Origin of the sequence: Vreelandella hamiltonii (genome assembly GCF_014651795.1) — a bacterium.
GTDB lineage: Bacteria > Pseudomonadota > Gammaproteobacteria > Pseudomonadales > Halomonadaceae > Vreelandella > Vreelandella hamiltonii.
In genome coordinates this window covers 1-18,173 of record NZ_BMXO01000012.1, presented here as the reverse complement: position 1 = coordinate 18,173, position 18,173 = coordinate 1, and the positions used below count along the sequence as shown (strand labels likewise).

Sequence of the window (18,173 nt, the reverse complement as noted above, 5' to 3'; positions counted from 1 at the left end):
TTTGGACAATTTTCGTCACGACAGCCGCAGCATCGAGCGGGCCAGCCTGCCTTTTCGATACTGCCGGAGTGCGTGCGCATGACCTGCCCGCTAGAGCCAGCCGCGCTCGGCAAAGGACACCACGTCTCCGTCTCCCACCACAAAATGATCCAGCACTCGCACGTCAAAGAGAGCAAGGGCATCTTTCAAGCGTTCGGTGATACGTCGATCAGCGTCGCTGGGCTCAGCCACACCCGAAGGGTGATTGTGGGCCAGGATGACAGCGCCAGCGTGGAGTTCCAACGCACGCTTGGCAACTTCGCGGGGGTAAACGGATGCGCTGTCTAGGGTACCGCGAAACAGGGATTCATAGCGAATGATTCGGTGCTGAGTATCCAAAAAAAGTACCGCAAACTCTTCATGCCCCAGGTGGCGCAGCTGCGAACTCAGGTAGTGGCGCACCAGGGCAGGCGAGGTCAGCGCGTTGCCGCGTGCCAGCTGACTGGCCAAATGCCGCCGCGATAGCTCCAGCGTGGCCTGCAACTGGGAAAACTTGGCATCGCCCAACCCCCGGGCGGCACAAAACTGCTCTCTGTCTGCCTCCAGCAGCTGCCGCAACCCGCCAAAGCTCGCCAGCAGGTCACGCGCCAGGTCCACTGCCGAACGCCCCTGGACCCCCACCCGCAGAAAGATCGCCAGCAGTTCGGCATCAGACAACGACTGCGCCCCCATGGTCAGCAGTTTTTCACGGGGTCGCTCACCTTCTGGCCAATGATTGATGCCCATCCATGCCCCCTGTTCATGCTACCCAGTCCCATGGCGTGTGGCTCACGCCCTCATCCTCACTATACCTAGCGTTATAACACTTCCACCGAGCATGCCAAAATAAACCGCCAAATGGTATGGTAAGCCTCCTTACGACCGTCATACGGGACCGCCTACCATGGCATCACTCTCGCACACTTCCGAGCCATCACTATCCGAGTCATCACTATCAGCGCCATCGTTGACCGCACTGCTCGCAGGCAAGCGCGTACTGCTGGGCGTCAGCGCAGGCATTGCCGCGTATAAAAGCGCACTGATCGTGAGGCTGCTGAAGCAGGCAGGCTGTGAGGTGCGCGTGGTGATGACCGAGGGCGCTCAAGCCTTCATCACTCCCCTGACGCTGCAGGCTCTCTCTGGCGAGCCCGTGCGCACATCGCTGCTGGACCCCGAGGCAGAAGCCGGGATGGGGCACATCGAACTGGCCCGCTGGGCGGATGCACTGCTGGTGGCCCCGGCCACGGCCGATGTGATGGCGCGCCTGGCACACGGCATGGCCGACGACCTGCTGACCACTCTGTGCCTTGCTTCGGAAGCGCCACGGCTGATGGCCCCCGCCATGAACCAGGCCATGTGGCGCTATCCCGCCACGCAGCGTAACCAGGCACAGCTGGCCGCCGACGGCTGGCAGTTGATCGGCCCTGCCGCTGGCGAGCAGGCCTGTGGCGACGTTGGCCCAGGGCGAATGAGCGAACCCGAAGAGATCTTCGCAGCCCTTCAACAGCACTTCGCCAAAGCAGCCAAGGTTGCGCCGCCCGCTCAGGGCGCAGCGCGCCCTCACGTGGTGATCACCGCGGGTCCCACCCGTGAAGCCCTGGACCCGGTGCGCTACCTGTCCAACCACAGCTCGGGCAAGATGGGCTTCGCCCTGGCCGCCGCCGCCGTGGCGCAAGGGGCTCGCGTAACCCTGATCAGCGGCCCGGTCAATTTGCCCACCCCAGCCGGGGTCGAGCGCCAAAACGTGGAAACCGCCCGGGAGATGCACCAGGCCGCGCTGCAGCTCGCCCCCCAGGCTGCGCTGTTCATTGGCTGTGCCGCCGTGGCCGACTACCGCGCCGCCAGCGCCGCCGAGCACAAGCTCAAGAAAACCGACGACCAGGACACGCTGACCCTGACGCTGGTGAAAAACCCGGACATCATTGCCGACGTGGCGGCCTTGCCCAACGGGCAACGCCCCTTCGTGGTCGGCTTTGCCGCCGAAACCCAGGAGGTCGAACGCTACGCCCGCCACAAGCTCGACCGCAAAGGCCTGGACATGATCGTGGCCAACGACGTGGCCCAGCAAGGGCTGGGCTTTGGCAGCGACGACAACGCCGCCCTGCTGCTCTGGCGTACGCCTGGCGGCACGCAGCAGCACAGCGCGCCGCCCCAACCCAAGACCTCGCTGGCCACCCTGATCGTGCAGCAGGCGCTCTCCCTGCTGCCTCACACTTCTCACGGAGCTTCCTCATGAACCGCCCTCGCCTGCAGTGCAAGGTATTGGACGAGCGCTTGCGCGACTATCTGCCCTCTTACGCCACCGCTGGCTCGGCGGGCATGGACCTGCGCGCCCTGCTGGACGAACCGCAGACGCTGGCCCCAGGCGAATGCCAGCTGGTGCGTACCGGCCTGGCCATCTACATCGAAGACCCCAACCTTGCCGGCATGATCCTGCCGCGTTCGGGGCTGGGGCATAAGCACGGCATCGTGCTGGGCAACCTGGTGGGGCTGATCGACTCCGACTACCAGGGTGAATTGATGGTCTCGGTATGGAACCGCGGGCAGGCCAGCTTCACGGTCACGCCGTTCGAGCGCCTGGCACAATACGTGCTGGTGCCGGTGGTGCAGGCCGAACTGACCCTCGTCGACAGCTTCACCGATTCTACCCGTGGCAGTGGCGGCTTTGGCAGCACTGGCCGCCAGTAAGCACTCACTAGCGCGCTCTTTCAGGGATTGACCATGACCGTACCCGCTTCGATTTTTCGCGCCTACGATATTCGCGGCATCGTGGATGACACTCTCAGCGAAGCCACCGCCGAGCTGATTGGCCGGGCAGTGGGCTCGGAAGCCGCCGCCCGCGGTGAACACACCGTGATCGTCGCACGGGACGGCAGAGTTTCGGGGCCACGCCTGCAGGCGGCGCTCATCAAAGGGCTCCAGGCCGCCGGGCGCGATGTGATCGACCTTGGCATGGTGCCCACGCCGGTACTCTACTTTGCCACACACACCCTGCCCGAAAGCTGCTCGGGGGTGATGCTAACCGGCAGCCACAACCCACCCGACTACAACGGCTTCAAGATCGTGCTGGCCGGAGAAACCCTGGCCAGCGAAGCGATCACCGCCCTGTACGAGCGCATTCAGTCAGGCGACTTCACCGAGGGCCATGGCCGTGTGCACGCCCACGACCTGCGGGCCACGTATCTGGCGCGGATTCTTGAGGATGTGCAGCTCGCAAGGCCGCTCAGTGCGGTGGTGGATTGCGGCAACGGCGTGGCGGGCGAACTTGGCCCTCAGCTGGTCGAACGGTTGGGGGTGGCCACCACGGCGCTGTTCGCCGAGATCGATGGCCGCTTCCCCAACCACCACCCCGATCCCGGCAAACCGGAGAACCTGCAGGATCTGATGCGCAAGGTGCAGCAGGTAGGCGCAGACATCGGCCTGGCCTTCGACGGCGACGGCGACCGCCTGGGCGTGGTCACGCCGCGCGGGCGAATGATCTTTCCCGACCACCTGATGATGCTGTTCGCCACCGACATGCTCTCCCGCAACCCTGGTGCCAAAGTGGTGTTCGACATCAAGTGTACCGGGCACCTGGCACGGGTGGTGAGCGAGGCAGGTGGCGAGCCGGAGATGTGGCGCACCGGCCACTCGCTCATCAAGGCGCGCATGAAGGAAACCGGCGCCTTGCTGGGGGGCGAGATGAGCGGTCACATCTTCTTCAAGGAACGCTGGTACGGTTTCGATGACGGCCTGTATGCCGCCGCCCGGCTACTGGAAATACTGGCCCGCTACCCAGGCGATGCGGATGCCTTCTTCGACCAGTTTCCCCAGGCAGTGAGCACGCCCGAAATCAACATCACCGTGGCGGATGCCGACAAATTTGCCATGGTCGAGACGCTTGCCAGAGAGGGCGACTTCGGCGAAGGTATCAAAACCACGCTGGATGGTATTCGCGTTGACTACCCCGATGGCTGGGGGCTGTGCCGAGCGTCCAACACGACGCCCGCGCTGGTGCTGCGCTTCGAGGGGGAAGACAGCGCGGCCCTGGAACGGATACGCGAGCGCTTCGCACGCGCCCTGCAAGGTGTTTCACCTACGTTGACGATACCAAACACCCCCAACACATGATCATGCCGCGAAGCGCACACCACCCGCGCTACGATGAAGCAGACATTAAAAGCAGATATTACTAGAGCAAAGGGACAATCTCATGAGTTCAGCTAGCCGCGACCCCAAGGTCGTTGTGGAGGTGCTATCCGAAGCCCTTCCCTACATTCAGCAGTTTTCCGGCAAGACCGTGGTCGTGAAGTACGGCGGCAACGCCATGACCGAAGATACGCTGATCGACTCCTTTGCTCGTAACATCGTGCTGATGAAAGAAGTCGGCATCAACCCCGTGGTGGTGCACGGCGGCGGCCCGCAAATTGGCAGCCTGCTGGAAAAGCTCAATATCGAATCGCGCTTCGTCAACGGCATGCGGGTCACCGACTCGCAAACCATGGACGTGGTAGAAATGGTGCTGGGCGGCCTGGTCAACAAGAGCATCGTCAACCTGATCAACCAGAGCGGCGGCAAGGCAATTGGCCTGACCGGCAAGGATGGCGCCCAGATTCGCGCCCGCCAGCTGAAGGTAGAGCATCAAAGCCCGGAAATGACCGCCCCGGAGATCATCGACATCGGCCACGTGGGGGAAGTGGAAGCGATCTCCACCGACCTGATCGAGATGCTCGCAGCCCGCGACTTCATTCCGGTCATCGCACCTATCGGCGTGGATGCCAAAGGCAACAGCTACAACATCAACGCCGACCTGGTGGCCGGTAAGCTGGCGGAAGCGCTGAACGCCGAAAAGCTGATGCTGCTGACCAACGTGGCGGGCCTGATGAACAGCGAGGGCCAGGTCATGACCGGCCTGACCACGGCCCAGGTAGACGCCCTGATTGCCGATGGCACCATCTACGGCGGCATGCTGCCGAAGATTCGCTGCGCCCTGGACGCCGTCAAGGGAGGCGTCAACAGCGCTCACATCATCGATGGCCGGGTGCCGCATGCCGTGCTGCTGGAAATTTTCACCAACGCTGGGGTAGGCACCCTGATCACCAACGCAGGCTAACTGCGACGGAGGGCAAGAGTCATGAGTGACGACCGCAAGCCTCGCCGTCGCGAGCAAATACTGCAGGCCTTGGCCATCATGCTGGAAGAGGACAGCGGCAAGCGGATCACCACCGCAGCCCTGGCCCGCCAGGTGGGGGTTTCCGAAGCGGCGCTGTACCGCCACTTTCCCAGCAAGGCGCGCATGTTCGAAGGCTTGATCGACTTCATAGAAGAGAGCATCTTCGCGCGCATTACGCGGATACTGGAAGACATTCCAGACGCCACCACCCGCTGCAGCACGATACTCTCACTGCTGTTGGGCTTTGCCGAAAAGAACCCCGGCCTGGCCCGGGTACTGGGCGGTGACGTACTCACCGGCGAAACGGCACGTTTGCGCCTGCGCGTTCACCAGCTGTTCGAACGTTTGGAGACCCAGCTGAAACAAATCCTCCGCGAAGCCGAGCTGCGTGAAGGGTTGCGCCCCAGCATTCCCGCCTCCGCCGCTGCCAACCTGCTGATCGCGCAAGCCGAAGGGCGCATCGCCCAGTACGTGCGCAGCGACTTCAAACGGCTGCCCACCGAGCACTGGGAAGACCAGTGGGCGCTACTTTCCAGCCAACTGCTGCAACCCAGCCCTCAACTCGCCTGACTACGTGCGCGCTTCATACACGTACAGCCTACGCATACAACGCACACGCCCTCAGGGGTAGCCATCAACTACCCTTAGGGCGTGTGTCGTGGCGGTTGCCATGCCTCAGCCACACTGGGCCAGGCATCGCCACAAAGCGTTATACCCTCGCTTGCCCTTGAATCACCGCCTCGAACCCAGCGGGGGTAATCGGTTGCTTCTCGGCATCCAACGCGGTGCCCCCCAACTTGGCCAGCTTCTTGGAAAGCGACACCAGCTTGGCCAGCTGCAGCTTGCTGGGAGCCAGCATGCGCTGGGTCTTGGCAATCTTGATGCTGACGCCCTTCACCGGCGGATGACTGGCCTGGGATTCCGTCAAGGGTGGCAACTGGCCCGACCCCAGCGCATTTTCGATCAGAATCGGCGTGCGAGAAGAATCCCCCGCCACGGCAAAGGTCTTGGTGCGCTGTTCATACACCGCACCTGCCGAACTCAATACCGCACTCAAGCGGTCGTTCAGCGCAGGCGACGGCTCCTCGAACAGCACCTTTACCTCCCAGGCCGCACTTTCTTCATTCAGCAAGGCCGGGGCTTCTGGCACCACGATGGGCGACGCCCCACCCAACGCCCCTACTGCCACCGGCACCGCGCTTGCCCGCCGTGCCAGCATCATGTACCCCGCCACACACCCGCAAGTCACGCTCAACCAAAGCGCACCAATCGCCACTACCAACACCAACGTTTGGGTATCCATCGCCCTGTTCTCGTTTTGTTAGCCAAGCACCAAACTGCTTACCAGAAAAAACCATAGTTCAGGGCAGGCGATTTGCAAGCTAACATTTGGTCTATGGAGAGGCGTTTATTTCAAGGAAAGAGCAGCACCAGAACGCGGTGGCTAATTGAGGCCTTCTTCTACCTTCAGCATGGCCAGCGTATGGGCAAGCTGCTGCTTGACGGCGGTATCCAGAATATCCAGCAGCGCCTGGTAATCTTTCGGCTGTGCTTCCTCCAGGCCGTGCTTTTCGACGTTTGCCAGCGTTTGGCGAGTATCATGTATCAGTGCTTCCAGAGCCAGAATCACTCGCTCGTGCTCGTCCGCCGTCATCACGTGTCACTCCCCCTTCTGCAGCTGCTGCACCCGCTCATATAACTTCTTGGCGCTGGCAATGGCCGTGGCTTCATAAGCATCCAGGGTCAATAGCTGGTCGTTGGCTGGGTCCTGCATTGCAGCCTCCAGCACTGCCTGATAGCGTTTCAGCAAATGTGCCAGGTTCAAGCGAATCATGGTGAGCTCAAGCTGAAACTCCGCTTGTAGACGAGTCATTCGCTCAATGCCCGTAGGCACGGCCCCGCGAGCGGCAACGGACCCGATGGTCAGCTCGACGCGTTTTTCAACGGCATTCAATTTGGGGATCAGTTCATTAACCACGTACAGCGCAGAAATGGTAGTGGAGTGCGGTTTCACGGGTCTCTCAGCGGCCAACGGCGCCCTAAGTGGAAATAAAGCACCACTTTACCACGCACTCGTGCTGGCCTAAGGCTGAATTAACCCCTGGTAGAGCGGGTATATTCCCACACCCTCTTGGTAGTTAGTGCACAACTTGCAACGAATCCCCCCGCCCTACAGCGTAGTAGATCAAGCCTGCCTGCTTGACCAACTCTGGCGCATAGAGGTTACGCCCATCCACCACAATGGGGTAGCGCAGGATGTTTTTCAGCCACTGAAAATCGACCGCTCGGAACTCCTTCCATTCGGTGCAGATCACCAGCGCATCGGCGCCTTGCAGCGCCTCTTCGCGGCTGGCGACTAACGTGAGCGCTGCCTGCTGGTTGTATAACCGCTGGCACTCTGTCATGGCTTTGGGGTCGAACGCCTGCACCTTTGCCCCAACATGCCATAGCGCCTCCATCAAGGCTCGGCTTGGGGCTTCACGCATATCATCGGTATTAGGTTTGAACGCCAACCCCCATAAGGCAATGGTTTTACCTGCCAGCTCGCCATCAAAGGCCTTTTGCAGTTTGGTGAACATACCCTCTTTTTGTCGCTGGTTCACCGCTTCCACCGCGTTCAATAATGCTGGGGTATAGCCTACCTGCTCAGCCGTGGCGGCCAAGGCTTTCACATCCTTAGGAAAGCACGAGCCCCCGTACCCACAGCCGGGGTAAATAAAGTGATAGCCAATGCGCGGGTCGGAGCCAATGCCTTTGCGCACCTCTTCAATATCTGCCCCCAAATGCTCGGCCAGGTTGGCAATCTCGTTCATAAAGCTGATTTTGGTAGCCAGCATGGCATTAGCGGCGTATTTGGTCAGCTCTGCCGAGCGAATACTCATGAACACCAATTTTTCCTGCAGGCGAATGTAGGGTGCGTAGCACTCGCGCATGAGCACCCGCACCCGCTGGCTGTCGGTGCCTACCACAATACGCGCCGCGTGGTTGAAATCCTCAATGGCGGAGCCTTCTTTCAAAAACTCCGGGTTGGAGCACACCTCAAACGGTATGCTAGCACCACGCTGCGCCAGTGCCTGAGCAACCGCTTCGTGCACACGGCCTGCGGTACCTACCGGTACGGTCGACTTCGTGACCACCACTTTTTCATCGTGCATGTAGCGGCCAATCGTGCGGGCCACGGTTAGCACATACTGCAAATCGGCGCTGCCATCTTCATCCGGCGGGGTGCCGACAGCAACGAACTGCAGCACCCCAAACGCCACCGCTACCTCAGCATCGGTGGTGAAGCGCAGCCTGCCCGCCTCATGGTTGCGCTGCACCAGCTCGCTCAACCCCGGCTCGTAAATGGGTACGGTTCCACGCATTAGCTGAGTTACCTTCTCGGCATCCACATCCACACACAGCACCTGGTGGCCCACATCGGCCAGGCATACCGCCGTGACCAAGCCTACGTAGCCGCTGCCAAATACGGAAATCTTCATACCCAACCCTTCCCGGTAACATCACCCACGGCCTATACCGACTGATGACATGCACCTTACAAAGCCCAGATGACAGGGCTGGGGCAGTGGGATGACGGTTCTATGGCGGCAGCTGGGGAAGGGCCCTGTGAGTGGCGGCTTTAGCCCGCGATGACGGCGGCACCCGTGCTTGCTCAGGCAGTCGCCCAATGAATTGGCCTCCCACAAGGGGCTGGGTTGAGAAGGCGGGTGTTGTGGTAAAGTATCAATCCAGCTACAGGAGCCCGCATGGTCAGCAAGGTGCATAACCGTCACGATCACAGCTATAAACTGATGTTTTCGCATAAACAAATGGTGCGGGACTTGCTCACCGGCTTCGTCAAGGAAGCCTGGGTCGAGCAGCTGGATTTTAACCAAATGGAACAGGTCAGCGGCTCCTATATCACCGATGAACTGCGCGACCGTGAAGATGACATGATTTGGCGAATATGGTGGCGAGACCGCTGGCTATACGTTTATCTTCTACTGGAGTTTCAGTCATCGGAAGACAAGCACATGGCCGTGCGGATCATGAGCTACCTGGGGCTGCTGTATCAGGATCTGATTCGCCAGGACGCGTTTACCCCGAGCGGCAAGCTGCCACCTGTGTTGCCCATTGTGCTCTACAATGGAGAGAAGCGCTGGACAGCGGCACAAAACGTCGCGGATCTGGTCGAATCGGTACCGGGTGGGCTGGAGCGCTATCGCCCCCATCTTAGCTATTTGCTGATAGATGAAGGCGCTATTGTTGACGCGCCTGGGTGGACGGATGAAACGCGCAATATCGTGGCAGCGATATTTCGTATCGAGAAACATCGCGATGAAAACGATGTTTCAGACGCCATGGGGCATTTAGCAGACTGGCTCAACGGCCCAGAACAAGCCAGCTTGCGGCGGGCGATCATCGTATGGTTCTACCGAGTGTTCCTGCCCAACCGAGCCCCAGGGCTTGAATTTCCTGAGGTGAGTGATTTCACCAACTTGCATGAGGTACACGACATGCTGGCAGAGCGAATTAAAAAGTGGCCTGAGCTGTGGGAAGAAAGGGGGCGTCAGGCAGGCGAAAAGCTGGGTATTGAAAAAGGCGAGAAGCTGGGCATTGAGAAAGGCGAGAAGCTGGGTATTGAAAAAACCGCTCGCAACTTGTTGAAGCTGGGCGTGCTCAGTGACGAGCAGATAGCCACAGCGACCGGGTTGGCGGTTGACGAGATTACCAGGCTACGCAGGGAAGATAAGCACTGATCCCAAGCGACACCCTTCCTTTGCTCACACAAGGGCAGCCACCGAATCGGGCTGCCCTTGTCGTTTCTGCCTGTTTTTTATGCCTTCCGATGACTTTCTGCTCAACGCCCAGGCAGTCGCCCGATTGCCCTGCCACCCGTGGGCTTGAGGCTTCAGTGTACCAGCGGCAGCGGCGGCTTAGAAATGGCCTAGTAGGAGGCGGCTTTAGCCCGCGATGACGGCGGCACTCGTGCTTGCTCAGGCAGTCGCCCAATGAATTGGCCTCCCACAGGGGGGCTTGAGCGTTACCGACCACACTTGGCCTATCTGCTTCTTGATGAAGGTGAGATTGTCAGTGGATCACTGGGTGGGATCAAATGTGCAACGTGGCGGCAGCAATCTTTGGGGGCTGGAACACAACCACGACGAGCAAGACATGCAGGCGGTGCTTATAATGTTAGTTGAGTGTCTCAACGCCCCAGAGCCAACGGGCCCAAGGCGAGCGTTTGTGGTGGAGTGCAACAACGAAGCCATCTCATGCTCCACACAATAGCCTGCAACCCAGCAGTTGACACCTGAAATCAACCCCTCTATATTAATAGTTATGACAAAGGAGCGTGTTTATGGAGGATCCAGGGTTAGATACTTTATTAGCCCTAAACGATATTCAGTACGGTATTCACGGTGATTTTTGGGTCAAATTTGAAGTACGGCGAGTCACCCCAACACCCAATATTCCCCATGGAGTCAAATACAGCCTGACGCTGCACCATAAAAGCGGGACACGGCTACTTGGATATGACAACGCCCATGCGCCAAACATTAAACGCAGAAAATTTGCGGGGCGACGCGATGAATGGGATCACCGACACTACCGTAGCGTCGTTAGCGATTACTTCTTTGATTCTGCCGCTCAGTTAATCGAAGATTTTTGGAAACAGGTCGATGAAATACTTCGAGAGGAAGGAATATGACCACTGTCAAAATTGGTATCATGAACCGTGATGAATTCCGCCAGCGCACCATCTCGATTGCCAAAGGCCTCTATCAACCTACCGCTGAAGAGCCCAAGATATGGTTCGATAGCGTCGAGTCCATGTCTCGTCTGTTGAATACAAAAAACCTTGAGCTACTTAAAACGATTCGCCAATGCAAGCCACAATCCTTGGGAGAGCTTGCTGAAATCACAGGGCGTCGCAAAGAGAGCCTGAGCCGCACCATTAAAAAGATGGGTGATTATGGCTTGGTAGAAATCAAAGAAGGTCCTCGGCATGCTAAAACGCCTGTTGTGACAGCTGACAGGTTTGAAGTCACGCTAATGTAAGATGTGCCTGCACGGCAGCCTGCATATACTGTTGCGAGGAGTGCAACGACGAAGCCATCTTGTGCCAGAAGCAATTTCATACCAGCAGCATCACCATTACATGCTCACGCTGCTGCTTCACGGCATCGTCCAGAAACTCAAGCAGCCAGCCATAGTCTTCAGGCATCTGCTCATCCATGTCGGTGGCTTGGATGTCGTCGATGAGCACTTGAATCGCATTGGTCACATGCTGTAGCTCATAGTTACCCACAACCCCTCATTTAATCAACGGCCATAGCATGGGGCTTTTTATTTCTCACTCTCATTCTCATCTCCCCAGCTATTAACAATATCTTCCAACCCACTCCCGTATTTGCGATCTAATATATCAGCATGCTCCTCGATTTCATGCTGCATTTCAAACCTCTCTTTATCCCACCGCGCATACAAATAGCCAGAACCATTGTTCTCGCTAACATTAAGATAAAATTCGTATGCATCTAAAAAAAGCTCCTCAATGTATTTCGCAAGTCTATTTTCACACTCATAAAAAGATATATATAAAGGCTGATTTTGCGGCCATTTCTCTCTTGCGTGACTGACCAGACGATTCACAGCATTACCTTTGCCAACATAAACGCACAAAAGCGAATGAGCGCCATGGTCCTGACAATAACCAACATCTATCCACAAATGATAAACGCCAACCTTATTGCGGATTTTTTTAAGGTAGTCTGTCAGCTTAAGAAGACCATCACTCTCTTCACCTTCAATAAATGGCAATGTCAGACATGTACAGAACTCACTAAGATTAACAATCTCCTCGACTGTTGGAGCATCAGCCAACTCATGTTTAGCAACATCGTCAAATTTGTAATAATCGTTTTCTAAGCAGCTTTTACCTTGATGCTCACATTCAAACATGAAAACACTGGCACCTTAAATTATTATCTCACTAACTAAAAAACGGGGACTCTTAGGCCCCCGTCGTTACTTACCACTTTAGCCTTACGGCCAAGCCTGACCTTAACCCAGCAGAGAAAGAACGTTCTGCGGGATCTGGTTGGCCTGAGCCAGAACGGAAGTACCAGCCTGCTGCAGGATCTGCGCGCGGGTCATATTGCCCACTTCCACCGCGTAGTCGGCATCTTCGATGCGCGAACGAGCGGCTGACAGGTTGGTCTCGTTAGTACTCAGGTTAGTGATCGCATCACCAAAACGGTTCTGAACGGCACCCAGCTCAGAGCGAAGGCTATCGATCTGGTTCAACGCCGAGTCCAAGGATTTCAGCGGGTCAGCGCTTAGCTTGACGTTTTCACCGTTATCATCTTGCTTAATGCTAACTACGCCAGTGGCTTCGTCAACTTCAGCTTCGAAGTAAACGGTCTGACCGTCTACTTCGCCTTTGATCACATAACCACCATTCTCATGGGTGTATACTTCAGGGCTATCACCAACCAGAGCAGTACTGAGGCCAGAAGTATCGATTTCTACTGCGGGAACTGCATCTTCGAAGTTGACGACTTCAGTAAGAGCGGCAGCCGTTACATCGATGCTAGTCGAATCAATGCCCGGTGTACCAGGTGTTTCCTCTTCGCTAGAATTCCAAGTTACTACACCTGTATCGAAGTCAATCGATGCGCTGAATAGGGTAGTACCACCATCCATGGATACGTAGTAGTTCTGACTTTGATCAGAGGAATCCACTCCCCCATAAACTTCCATACCAGCTGCAGCATTGCTGTCAGAGAACCCGCCAACATCGTCAACATCGACGATTTGATCGCCATCATTGACATGCGTGGCAGTAACTTCAGCGCCAGCAAGAGTTACACCTGCACCAGCATTTTCTGAGGTATCAAAGCTAACAGTATTGGTGGCTGAGTCGTAAGTACCAGTATAGTAGTTGCCTGATGTAGAGTCCTTCACCAACAAGGTATCTGCATCTGCATCATCGTATACTAACGAGAAGTTGCCACCTGTATTGCTATCAGAGAAGGTCAGTGCTGTAGTTGAAATTGCAGCAGGTGTACCAGCGACAGTTTCAGTAACCGGCGCTTCGGATAGCTTCGAAGTATCGAGCGTTTTTGCACGAACATCAAAGTTGCTCAGCCCCAGAGTAGAAGAGTTGATCTCTTTCAGGTTGACGGTGATCTGCTCACCATCGTTGGCACCTACCTGGATTTGCAAGCCGCGATCAGAGGCCAGCACGTCAACGCCGTTGAAGTTGGTTTCTTTAGAGATACGGTCGATTTCGTTCAGACGCTGACCGATTTCATCTTGTATAGACTGAAGGTCGTTTTCAGAGTTGGTGCCGTTCTGAGCCTGAACAGCAAGCTCACGAATGCGCTGTAAGTTGTCGTTCACTTGGTTCAAAGAGCCTTCAGCGGTCTGTGCCAACGAGATACCATCGTTGGCGTTACGCTGGGCCTGGGCCAAACCAGTGATTTGGGCGCTCATGCGGTTGGCAATCGCTTGGCCCGCCGCGTCATCCTTGGCGCTGTTGATACGCAGGCCGGAGGACAGGCGCTCCATGCTGGTTTGCAGAGCATTTTGCGACTTGGACAGATTGGACTGGCCAATCATGGAAGTGATGTTGGTATTGATCACTGACATGTGATTCTCCTTGCGTGTGAACTGGCCGTCAGGCCCGCTATTCGGCTGCTTTTTGCGCCGTTGTATTAATTAACGGCAAGGGGGGAAGATTCTTTAGGAAGAAGGGCAAAGATTTGTGTAATTTTTGGTAACTGGAGGAGTGGTGCTATGTGGTGATGGGGGTAAATCGGTCGCGGGCTGAAGCCGCCTCCCACGGTGGCTTTCAGTCTGGTTCGTGCCCAGGTTGACTGTGTTATAGATGTGCCCCCACAAAGGGGGGCTGGGCACGTATTGGGATGGGTTAGCGCTTGCGACCTAGCTGGTAGTCCAGTGCGTCGAACTGCTGGGTGAGGTAGCTGCTCATGCTGTTCATCTGGGCGATCATCGCGTCTAGCTGGCTGAACTGGGTGCGGTAGCGGGCAATGGTGCCTTCAATGGATTTTTCCATGCGCTCGAAGCGCTCGCCCAGGCTTTTAATACGGTTTTCAGCACCGCTAATGGCCAGCTTCACTACCCCGTTGTTGCCGAGCATCTGCTCTACGGTGGTGTTTAGCTTCCCTGCCATTCCGTTCGCTGTGGTATCTCCCGCGAAGAAGTCACTTAGCGCCTGGGGGTTATTGGCCACCAGGTCGGATAGCTTGTCGTCATCCACTGCCAGCTTACCGTCACGCTGCAGGGTAATGCCTAACTGGTTCAGGGTGCCCAGCTCGCCACCTTCCACACCACCGGTCAACACGCTACGCAAGCGACTTTCAATGGTGCGCACGGTGCTGTCGCCAACCAGTTCGCCTGCGGTTTCGCTGTCGCCGGTAAAGCTGGTGAGCTTGGCAATGGTGCCTTTCAGGTCGTTGAACGCTTTTACGAAGCCGTTAATGGCTTCGCGCTGCTTGAGGGTGTCTCGTTCGACAGTAATGGTGCTGGTGGCGGTTTCGCCATCGGCAATGCTGAGTTCGGCCAGGTTCAGCGTGACCCCTTGAATGGCACCTTCTATTTGGTTGTTGGCACTGCTAATGGAGATGCCGTTGACCGTGAGCGCGGCATCCTCACCGGCTCGCTTGGTGGCGGCATCTTCAGCAAAGGGCCCTGCCACGGTTACTGCCGGGTCTTGGCTGGTATCGACAAAGCTAAAGCTGGCGATAGAGGCATCCGCGCCGGTGTTTTTAGAGCTGAGCGCCAGCCGGTAGCCTTGGCCATCGTTGATGATGGTGGCGTTTACACCTGCATCTTTATTGGCGTTAATGGCATCGCGTATCGCGGAAAGGCTGCTGCCGGGGGCGATATCAATATCCACAGAGTCCGCACCGCCAAAATCCAGCCGTAGGGCCGTTGCGCCTTGCAGGTCCAGCGCGGTGTCTCGGTCAGTCACACGGGTTGAGGCAAGCGTGCCAGAGGTGGCTAACTGCGATACCTCTACCCGGTAGCTACCGGGCAGCGCACTGGCGGAGGTAGTGGCTTTAATGGCATCGCCACGCACGTTCGCGGAAAGGCTTTGGTAGAGCTTTGGGTCGTTGAGTTTCGCTACAGCATCTTGAAAGCTGTTTAGCGATGTTTGCAGCTGGCCGTAGGCAGAAATCTTATCCTGCTGTTGCTCTTTTTGGCGGGTAATCGGCGCGAGTTTGCCCCGCTCCGCTTCTTGAAGCTGATCCAACAAGCCGGTGAGATCCAGGCCAGAGCCAACGCCTAGAGAGGTTATTGTCGCCATACCGTCGTTCCTCGGTGCAAAAGGCTAAACCCATGCGCGATGAACGCGCTTGTGTCGTCGCTCCTGAAGGGGGGGGGGTTAAGCAGAGCGATCAAATATAAAGTCATTATCGGCGCATCAGCGGAAAACTTGAATGGGGTGAGTGTTTTTTTAAGCTTTGCCTGCACGCAATAAAGTATGCCAGTTACAAAAACGCCTACTGTTTTCAGCAGGCGTAATGTAAGGCGGGAAAGCGCTTAGCGGCGGCCCAGTTGGGCGTCCAGCGCATCGAACTGCTGGGTCAGGTAGTCGCTGGTCTGGTTCATTTGGGCAATCATGCTGTCTAGTTGGCCAAACTGGGTGCGGTATCGTGCAATGGTTTGCTCGATGGCTTTCTCCATGCGCACATAGCGTTCGCCTAGGGATTCTACGCGGTTTTCAGCCCCGCTGATGGCCCCTGCCACGGCACCATTGGTGCCCAGCAGTTGCGTTAGCGTCTGGTTAACCTGGCCGGCCATCCCTGCATCGCTGGCATCGCCTGCAAAGAAGGTGGAAAGCGCCTCCTGGTTGTTGGCAATGGCATCATCTAACTTGTCACTATCGACGGCCAAAGTGCCATCGCGCTGAAGGGTAATGCCGATATCGCTCAGCATGGAAAACTGGCCTTCCATACCACCGCTTAACACGCTGCGTAAGCGCGATTCAACTGTGCGCACGGCACTGTCGCCGTTCAACTCGCCAGCCACGCCGCTTTCAGGGTTGAAACTGGTAAGTTCTCCAATGGTTCCTTTCAGGTCGTTATAGGCATCCACAAAGCTGGTGATTGCTTCGCGCACGGCGCGGGTGTCTTGTTCTACGGCCACGGTGCTGGTGCCTTCTTCTTGCAGGTTGAGCGTGACCCCTTGAATGGCGCCTTCCACTTGATTAGTGGGGCTGGTGATCTCAACGCCATTGACATTGAGCAGGGCATTTTGACCAGCTTGCACCACATCGGTAGCCAGCTCACTGCCGAAGGCGGTGCCAAAGGCCACGCCTTCAATGGAAGCCGCAGCCCCCGTCTGAGTAGAACTCAATGCCAGGCGGTATGCTTCACCGTCGAAAATAATCGACGCGGAGACGCCGCTGTCTTGCTGGGCATTGATGGCATCGCGCACGTCTTCCAGCGTGCTATTGGCACTGATAGCCACGTTGACATCGTCCTGGCCGGCGAAGCTTAGGGTCAGGGAGGTGTCTTCTTCGGTCAGGGCTACCGTGGCATCCGGCACGGAGGTGGTGGCCAGCGTGCCTGCGGTAGCGAGCTGGTCGACAGTGACGTTGTAAGCGCCTGGCTGGGCTTCACTATCAGCGGCGGCCGTAATGGCGCTGCCACCAACGTTGGTTGAAAGGCTTTCGTACAGGGCGCTGTCGTTAAGCGCTGCGGCTGCACTTTGAAACTGAGACATTGCGCTCTGCAGCTGGCCGTAGGCGGAAATTTTTGTTTGCTGAGTTTCCAGTTGTCGCTCGATGGGTTCCAGCTTACCCCGCTCGGCTTCTTGCAGTTGGTCTAGCAAGCCGTTGAGATCAAGCCCTGAACCGATACCCAGTGATGAAATGGAAGCCATACGTTACCGTCCTTTTTGAATACGCCCTATTTCCTGCTCCGACGTCAATGAATCATCTAACAATGTGTTGTATCAGTAATAACCTTCGGCCATTTAACCCCAGGCTTTAGGGTTCGGCCAAATTTTCCTCTCGCCGTCACGTGGCTCATCGTGATACTGATGGCCATCCACAGTGATTTACAGCTTGAATTTACAGGGTTTAGGTTGCACTTGTGTGGCAAACACCAAACGCAGTGCAAACGAACCATCATAGACCTTGGTCTAAAGCCCCTGCTCATTTATAATGCACTGCAGCACATCCCTATCCCGTGCGATTGCAGGAGCCACCCATGCCCGCAGAAGCGTTACCTCAGGCCTCCAGCGCTGCCTTTCATCTGCAACGCAGCCTGCGTCACTGCCTTTCCCGTGCTGCCGAGCTGCTTTATGAAAGCGGCCATGTCCTTGAAACCATCACCTTGCCCCAACGGGGCTTGTCCCGTCATGAGCTGAACACGCTGCGCCACCAGCAAACTGGCTGGGCCATGTGCCAGCAGGTGCTGGAAGAGAGCGGTGCCGCCACCTACAACAGCTATGGCCGTTGGGTGTTGACGGGCATGGGCCGCGAGCTGATGTTCGATATGTTTGGCCAAGGCGCCGCCGACTGCGCTTGAAGCCAGGTTTGAAGCCCGCACATCCATGCACTCCACCTTTCTCTTGAGTGCACTGCGCTAGCCAGCTCACCAAGATCTTCTCATTGACCTGCGGGCAACGTTACAGCGCTGTATTAGCCTTGATTAATGGCTGGCTGGGCCTTTTGTAAGAGATCTCTTAAATTTTTGTAAGAGATCTCTTACAACGCTGTAAGACATTCCTGTCACTTGCCGTTTTGCGCTTGCCCTTCTTCCCCATGGCGTTAACCTAACCGCTTATCATCTTCAGATAGCGGCCAAGGAGTAGCGCATGGCAGATGGAACTGGTCTTCATTTCACCCTGACGCTCCCCGGCGTTGACGACGTGGCCGTGATCGACTTCACCCACCGTGAAGCCCTCTCCCAGCCCTTCGAACTGGCCCTCAACCTGGCCAGCCGCGACGGCAGCCTCGATGCCGCCGAGTTACTCGACC

19 protein-coding genes are annotated in these 18,173 nt (G+C 57.0%); 9 read left to right on the top strand and 10 right to left on the bottom strand.

What is annotated here, in order from left to right:
• Positions 1–90: 90 nt before the first annotated feature.
• Positions 91–765: a RadC family protein gene (gene radC, locus IE061_RS12385; protein ID WP_039175218.1), complete on the bottom strand. Its 675-nt coding sequence runs from the start codon at positions 763–765 to the stop codon at positions 91–93.
• Positions 766–922: 157 nt separating this feature from the next.
• Here radC and coaBC point away from each other — a divergent pair, with 157 nt between their 5' ends.
• The 5 genes from coaBC (at position 923) to slmA (ending at position 5,740) form a co-directional block, all read left to right on the top strand.
• Positions 923–2,254, top strand: a complete 1,332-nt coding sequence (gene coaBC, locus IE061_RS12380) for a bifunctional phosphopantothenoylcysteine decarboxylase/phosphopantothenate--cysteine ligase CoaBC (protein ID WP_230478461.1) — start codon at positions 923–925, stop codon at positions 2,252–2,254.
• Positions 2,251–2,706 carry a dUTP diphosphatase gene (gene dut, locus IE061_RS12375; protein WP_193461740.1) on the top strand — a complete coding sequence of 152 codons (456 nt, stop codon included), beginning with the start codon at positions 2,251–2,253 and terminating at the stop codon, positions 2,704–2,706. Before coaBC ends, dut begins: the two co-directional genes overlap by 4 nt.
• A gap of 33 nt (positions 2,707–2,739) precedes the next feature.
• Positions 2,740–4,128, top strand: coding sequence for a phosphomannomutase/phosphoglucomutase (locus IE061_RS12370; protein WP_193461739.1), 1,389 nt, complete (start codon positions 2,740–2,742; stop codon positions 4,126–4,128).
• An 82-nt stretch (positions 4,129–4,210) separates the two neighbouring features.
• A complete protein-coding gene (gene argB, locus IE061_RS12365) occupies positions 4,211–5,110 on the top strand; it encodes an acetylglutamate kinase (protein ID WP_193461738.1) in 900 nt (299 codons plus the stop codon).
• A gap of 21 nt (positions 5,111–5,131) precedes the next feature.
• Complete coding sequence (slmA, locus tag IE061_RS12360) at positions 5,132–5,740, top strand: nucleoid occlusion factor SlmA (protein WP_039175213.1); 609 nt, start codon at positions 5,132–5,134, stop codon at positions 5,738–5,740.
• Positions 5,741–5,879: 139 nt separating this feature from the next.
• On the opposite strand, the gene IE061_RS12355 is transcribed toward slmA, so the two are convergent.
• The 4 genes from IE061_RS12355 to IE061_RS12340 form a co-directional block, all read right to left on the bottom strand.
• A complete protein-coding gene (locus tag IE061_RS12355; protein ID WP_193461737.1) occupies positions 5,880–6,473 on the bottom strand; it encodes a hypothetical protein in 594 nt (197 codons plus the stop codon).
• Positions 6,474–6,614: 141 nt separating this feature from the next.
• Positions 6,615–6,824, bottom strand: a complete 210-nt coding sequence (locus IE061_RS12350) for a DUF423 domain-containing protein (RefSeq protein ID WP_193461779.1) — start codon at positions 6,822–6,824, stop codon at positions 6,615–6,617.
• Between the two features lie 6 nt (positions 6,825–6,830).
• A complete protein-coding gene (locus tag IE061_RS12345) occupies positions 6,831–7,184 on the bottom strand; it encodes a hypothetical protein (protein WP_193461736.1) in 354 nt (117 codons plus the stop codon).
• Between the two features lie 124 nt (positions 7,185–7,308).
• Positions 7,309–8,652, bottom strand: a complete 1,344-nt coding sequence (locus IE061_RS12340; RefSeq protein ID WP_193461735.1) for a UDP-glucose dehydrogenase family protein — start codon at positions 8,650–8,652, stop codon at positions 7,309–7,311.
• 267 nt (positions 8,653–8,919) lie between these two features.
• On the opposite strand from IE061_RS12340, the gene IE061_RS12335 reads away from it, so the two are divergent.
• The 3 genes from IE061_RS12335 (at position 8,920) to IE061_RS12325 (ending at position 11,215) form a co-directional block, all read left to right on the top strand.
• Positions 8,920–9,912, top strand: coding sequence for an Rpn family recombination-promoting nuclease/putative transposase (locus IE061_RS12335; protein WP_193461734.1), 993 nt, complete (start codon positions 8,920–8,922; stop codon positions 9,910–9,912).
• A gap of 602 nt (positions 9,913–10,514) precedes the next feature.
• Positions 10,515–10,865 carry a toxin-antitoxin system TumE family protein gene (locus IE061_RS12330; RefSeq protein ID WP_193461733.1) on the top strand — a complete coding sequence of 117 codons (351 nt, stop codon included), beginning with the start codon at positions 10,515–10,517 and terminating at the stop codon, positions 10,863–10,865.
• Entirely contained in the window at positions 10,862–11,215 is a 354-nt protein-coding gene (locus IE061_RS12325; RefSeq protein ID WP_016915079.1) for an HVO_A0114 family putative DNA-binding protein, read from the top strand. The genes IE061_RS12330 and IE061_RS12325 overlap by 4 nt, the downstream gene beginning before the upstream one ends.
• A gap of 76 nt (positions 11,216–11,291) precedes the next feature.
• Here the strand turns inward: IE061_RS12325 and IE061_RS12320 are convergent, their stop codons facing one another.
• The 5 genes from IE061_RS12320 to fliD (IE061_RS12300) all read right to left on the bottom strand — a co-directional run bounded on the left by IE061_RS12320 (position 11,292) and on the right by fliD (IE061_RS12300) (position 17,071).
• Positions 11,292–11,465: a hypothetical protein gene (locus IE061_RS12320; RefSeq protein WP_193461732.1), complete on the bottom strand. Its 174-nt coding sequence runs from the start codon at positions 11,463–11,465 to the stop codon at positions 11,292–11,294.
• Positions 11,466–11,503: 38 nt separating this feature from the next.
• Positions 11,504–12,118 (bottom strand): hypothetical protein, encoded by a 615-nt coding sequence (locus tag IE061_RS12315; RefSeq protein WP_193461731.1) that lies wholly within the window; start codon positions 12,116–12,118, stop codon positions 11,504–11,506.
• Positions 12,119–12,220: 102 nt separating this feature from the next.
• The gene (locus tag IE061_RS12310; RefSeq protein WP_193461730.1) at positions 12,221–13,810 is read right to left on the bottom strand and encodes a flagellin N-terminal helical domain-containing protein; all 1,590 of its coding nucleotides are present in this window, start codon (positions 13,808–13,810) and stop codon (positions 12,221–12,223) included.
• Positions 13,811–14,090: 280 nt separating this feature from the next.
• Positions 14,091–15,491, bottom strand: a complete 1,401-nt coding sequence (gene fliD, locus IE061_RS12305; RefSeq protein WP_193461729.1) for a flagellar filament capping protein FliD — start codon at positions 15,489–15,491, stop codon at positions 14,091–14,093.
• A gap of 236 nt (positions 15,492–15,727) precedes the next feature.
• Entirely contained in the window at positions 15,728–17,071 is a 1,344-nt protein-coding gene (gene fliD / locus IE061_RS12300) for a flagellar filament capping protein FliD (RefSeq protein ID WP_193461728.1), read from the bottom strand.
• A gap of 329 nt (positions 17,072–17,400) precedes the next feature.
• On the opposite strand from fliD (IE061_RS12300), the gene IE061_RS12295 reads away from it, so the two are divergent.
• A complete protein-coding gene (locus IE061_RS12295) occupies positions 17,401–17,721 on the top strand; it encodes a hypothetical protein (RefSeq protein ID WP_039175200.1) in 321 nt (106 codons plus the stop codon).
• Positions 17,722–18,173 lie beyond the last annotated feature (452 nt).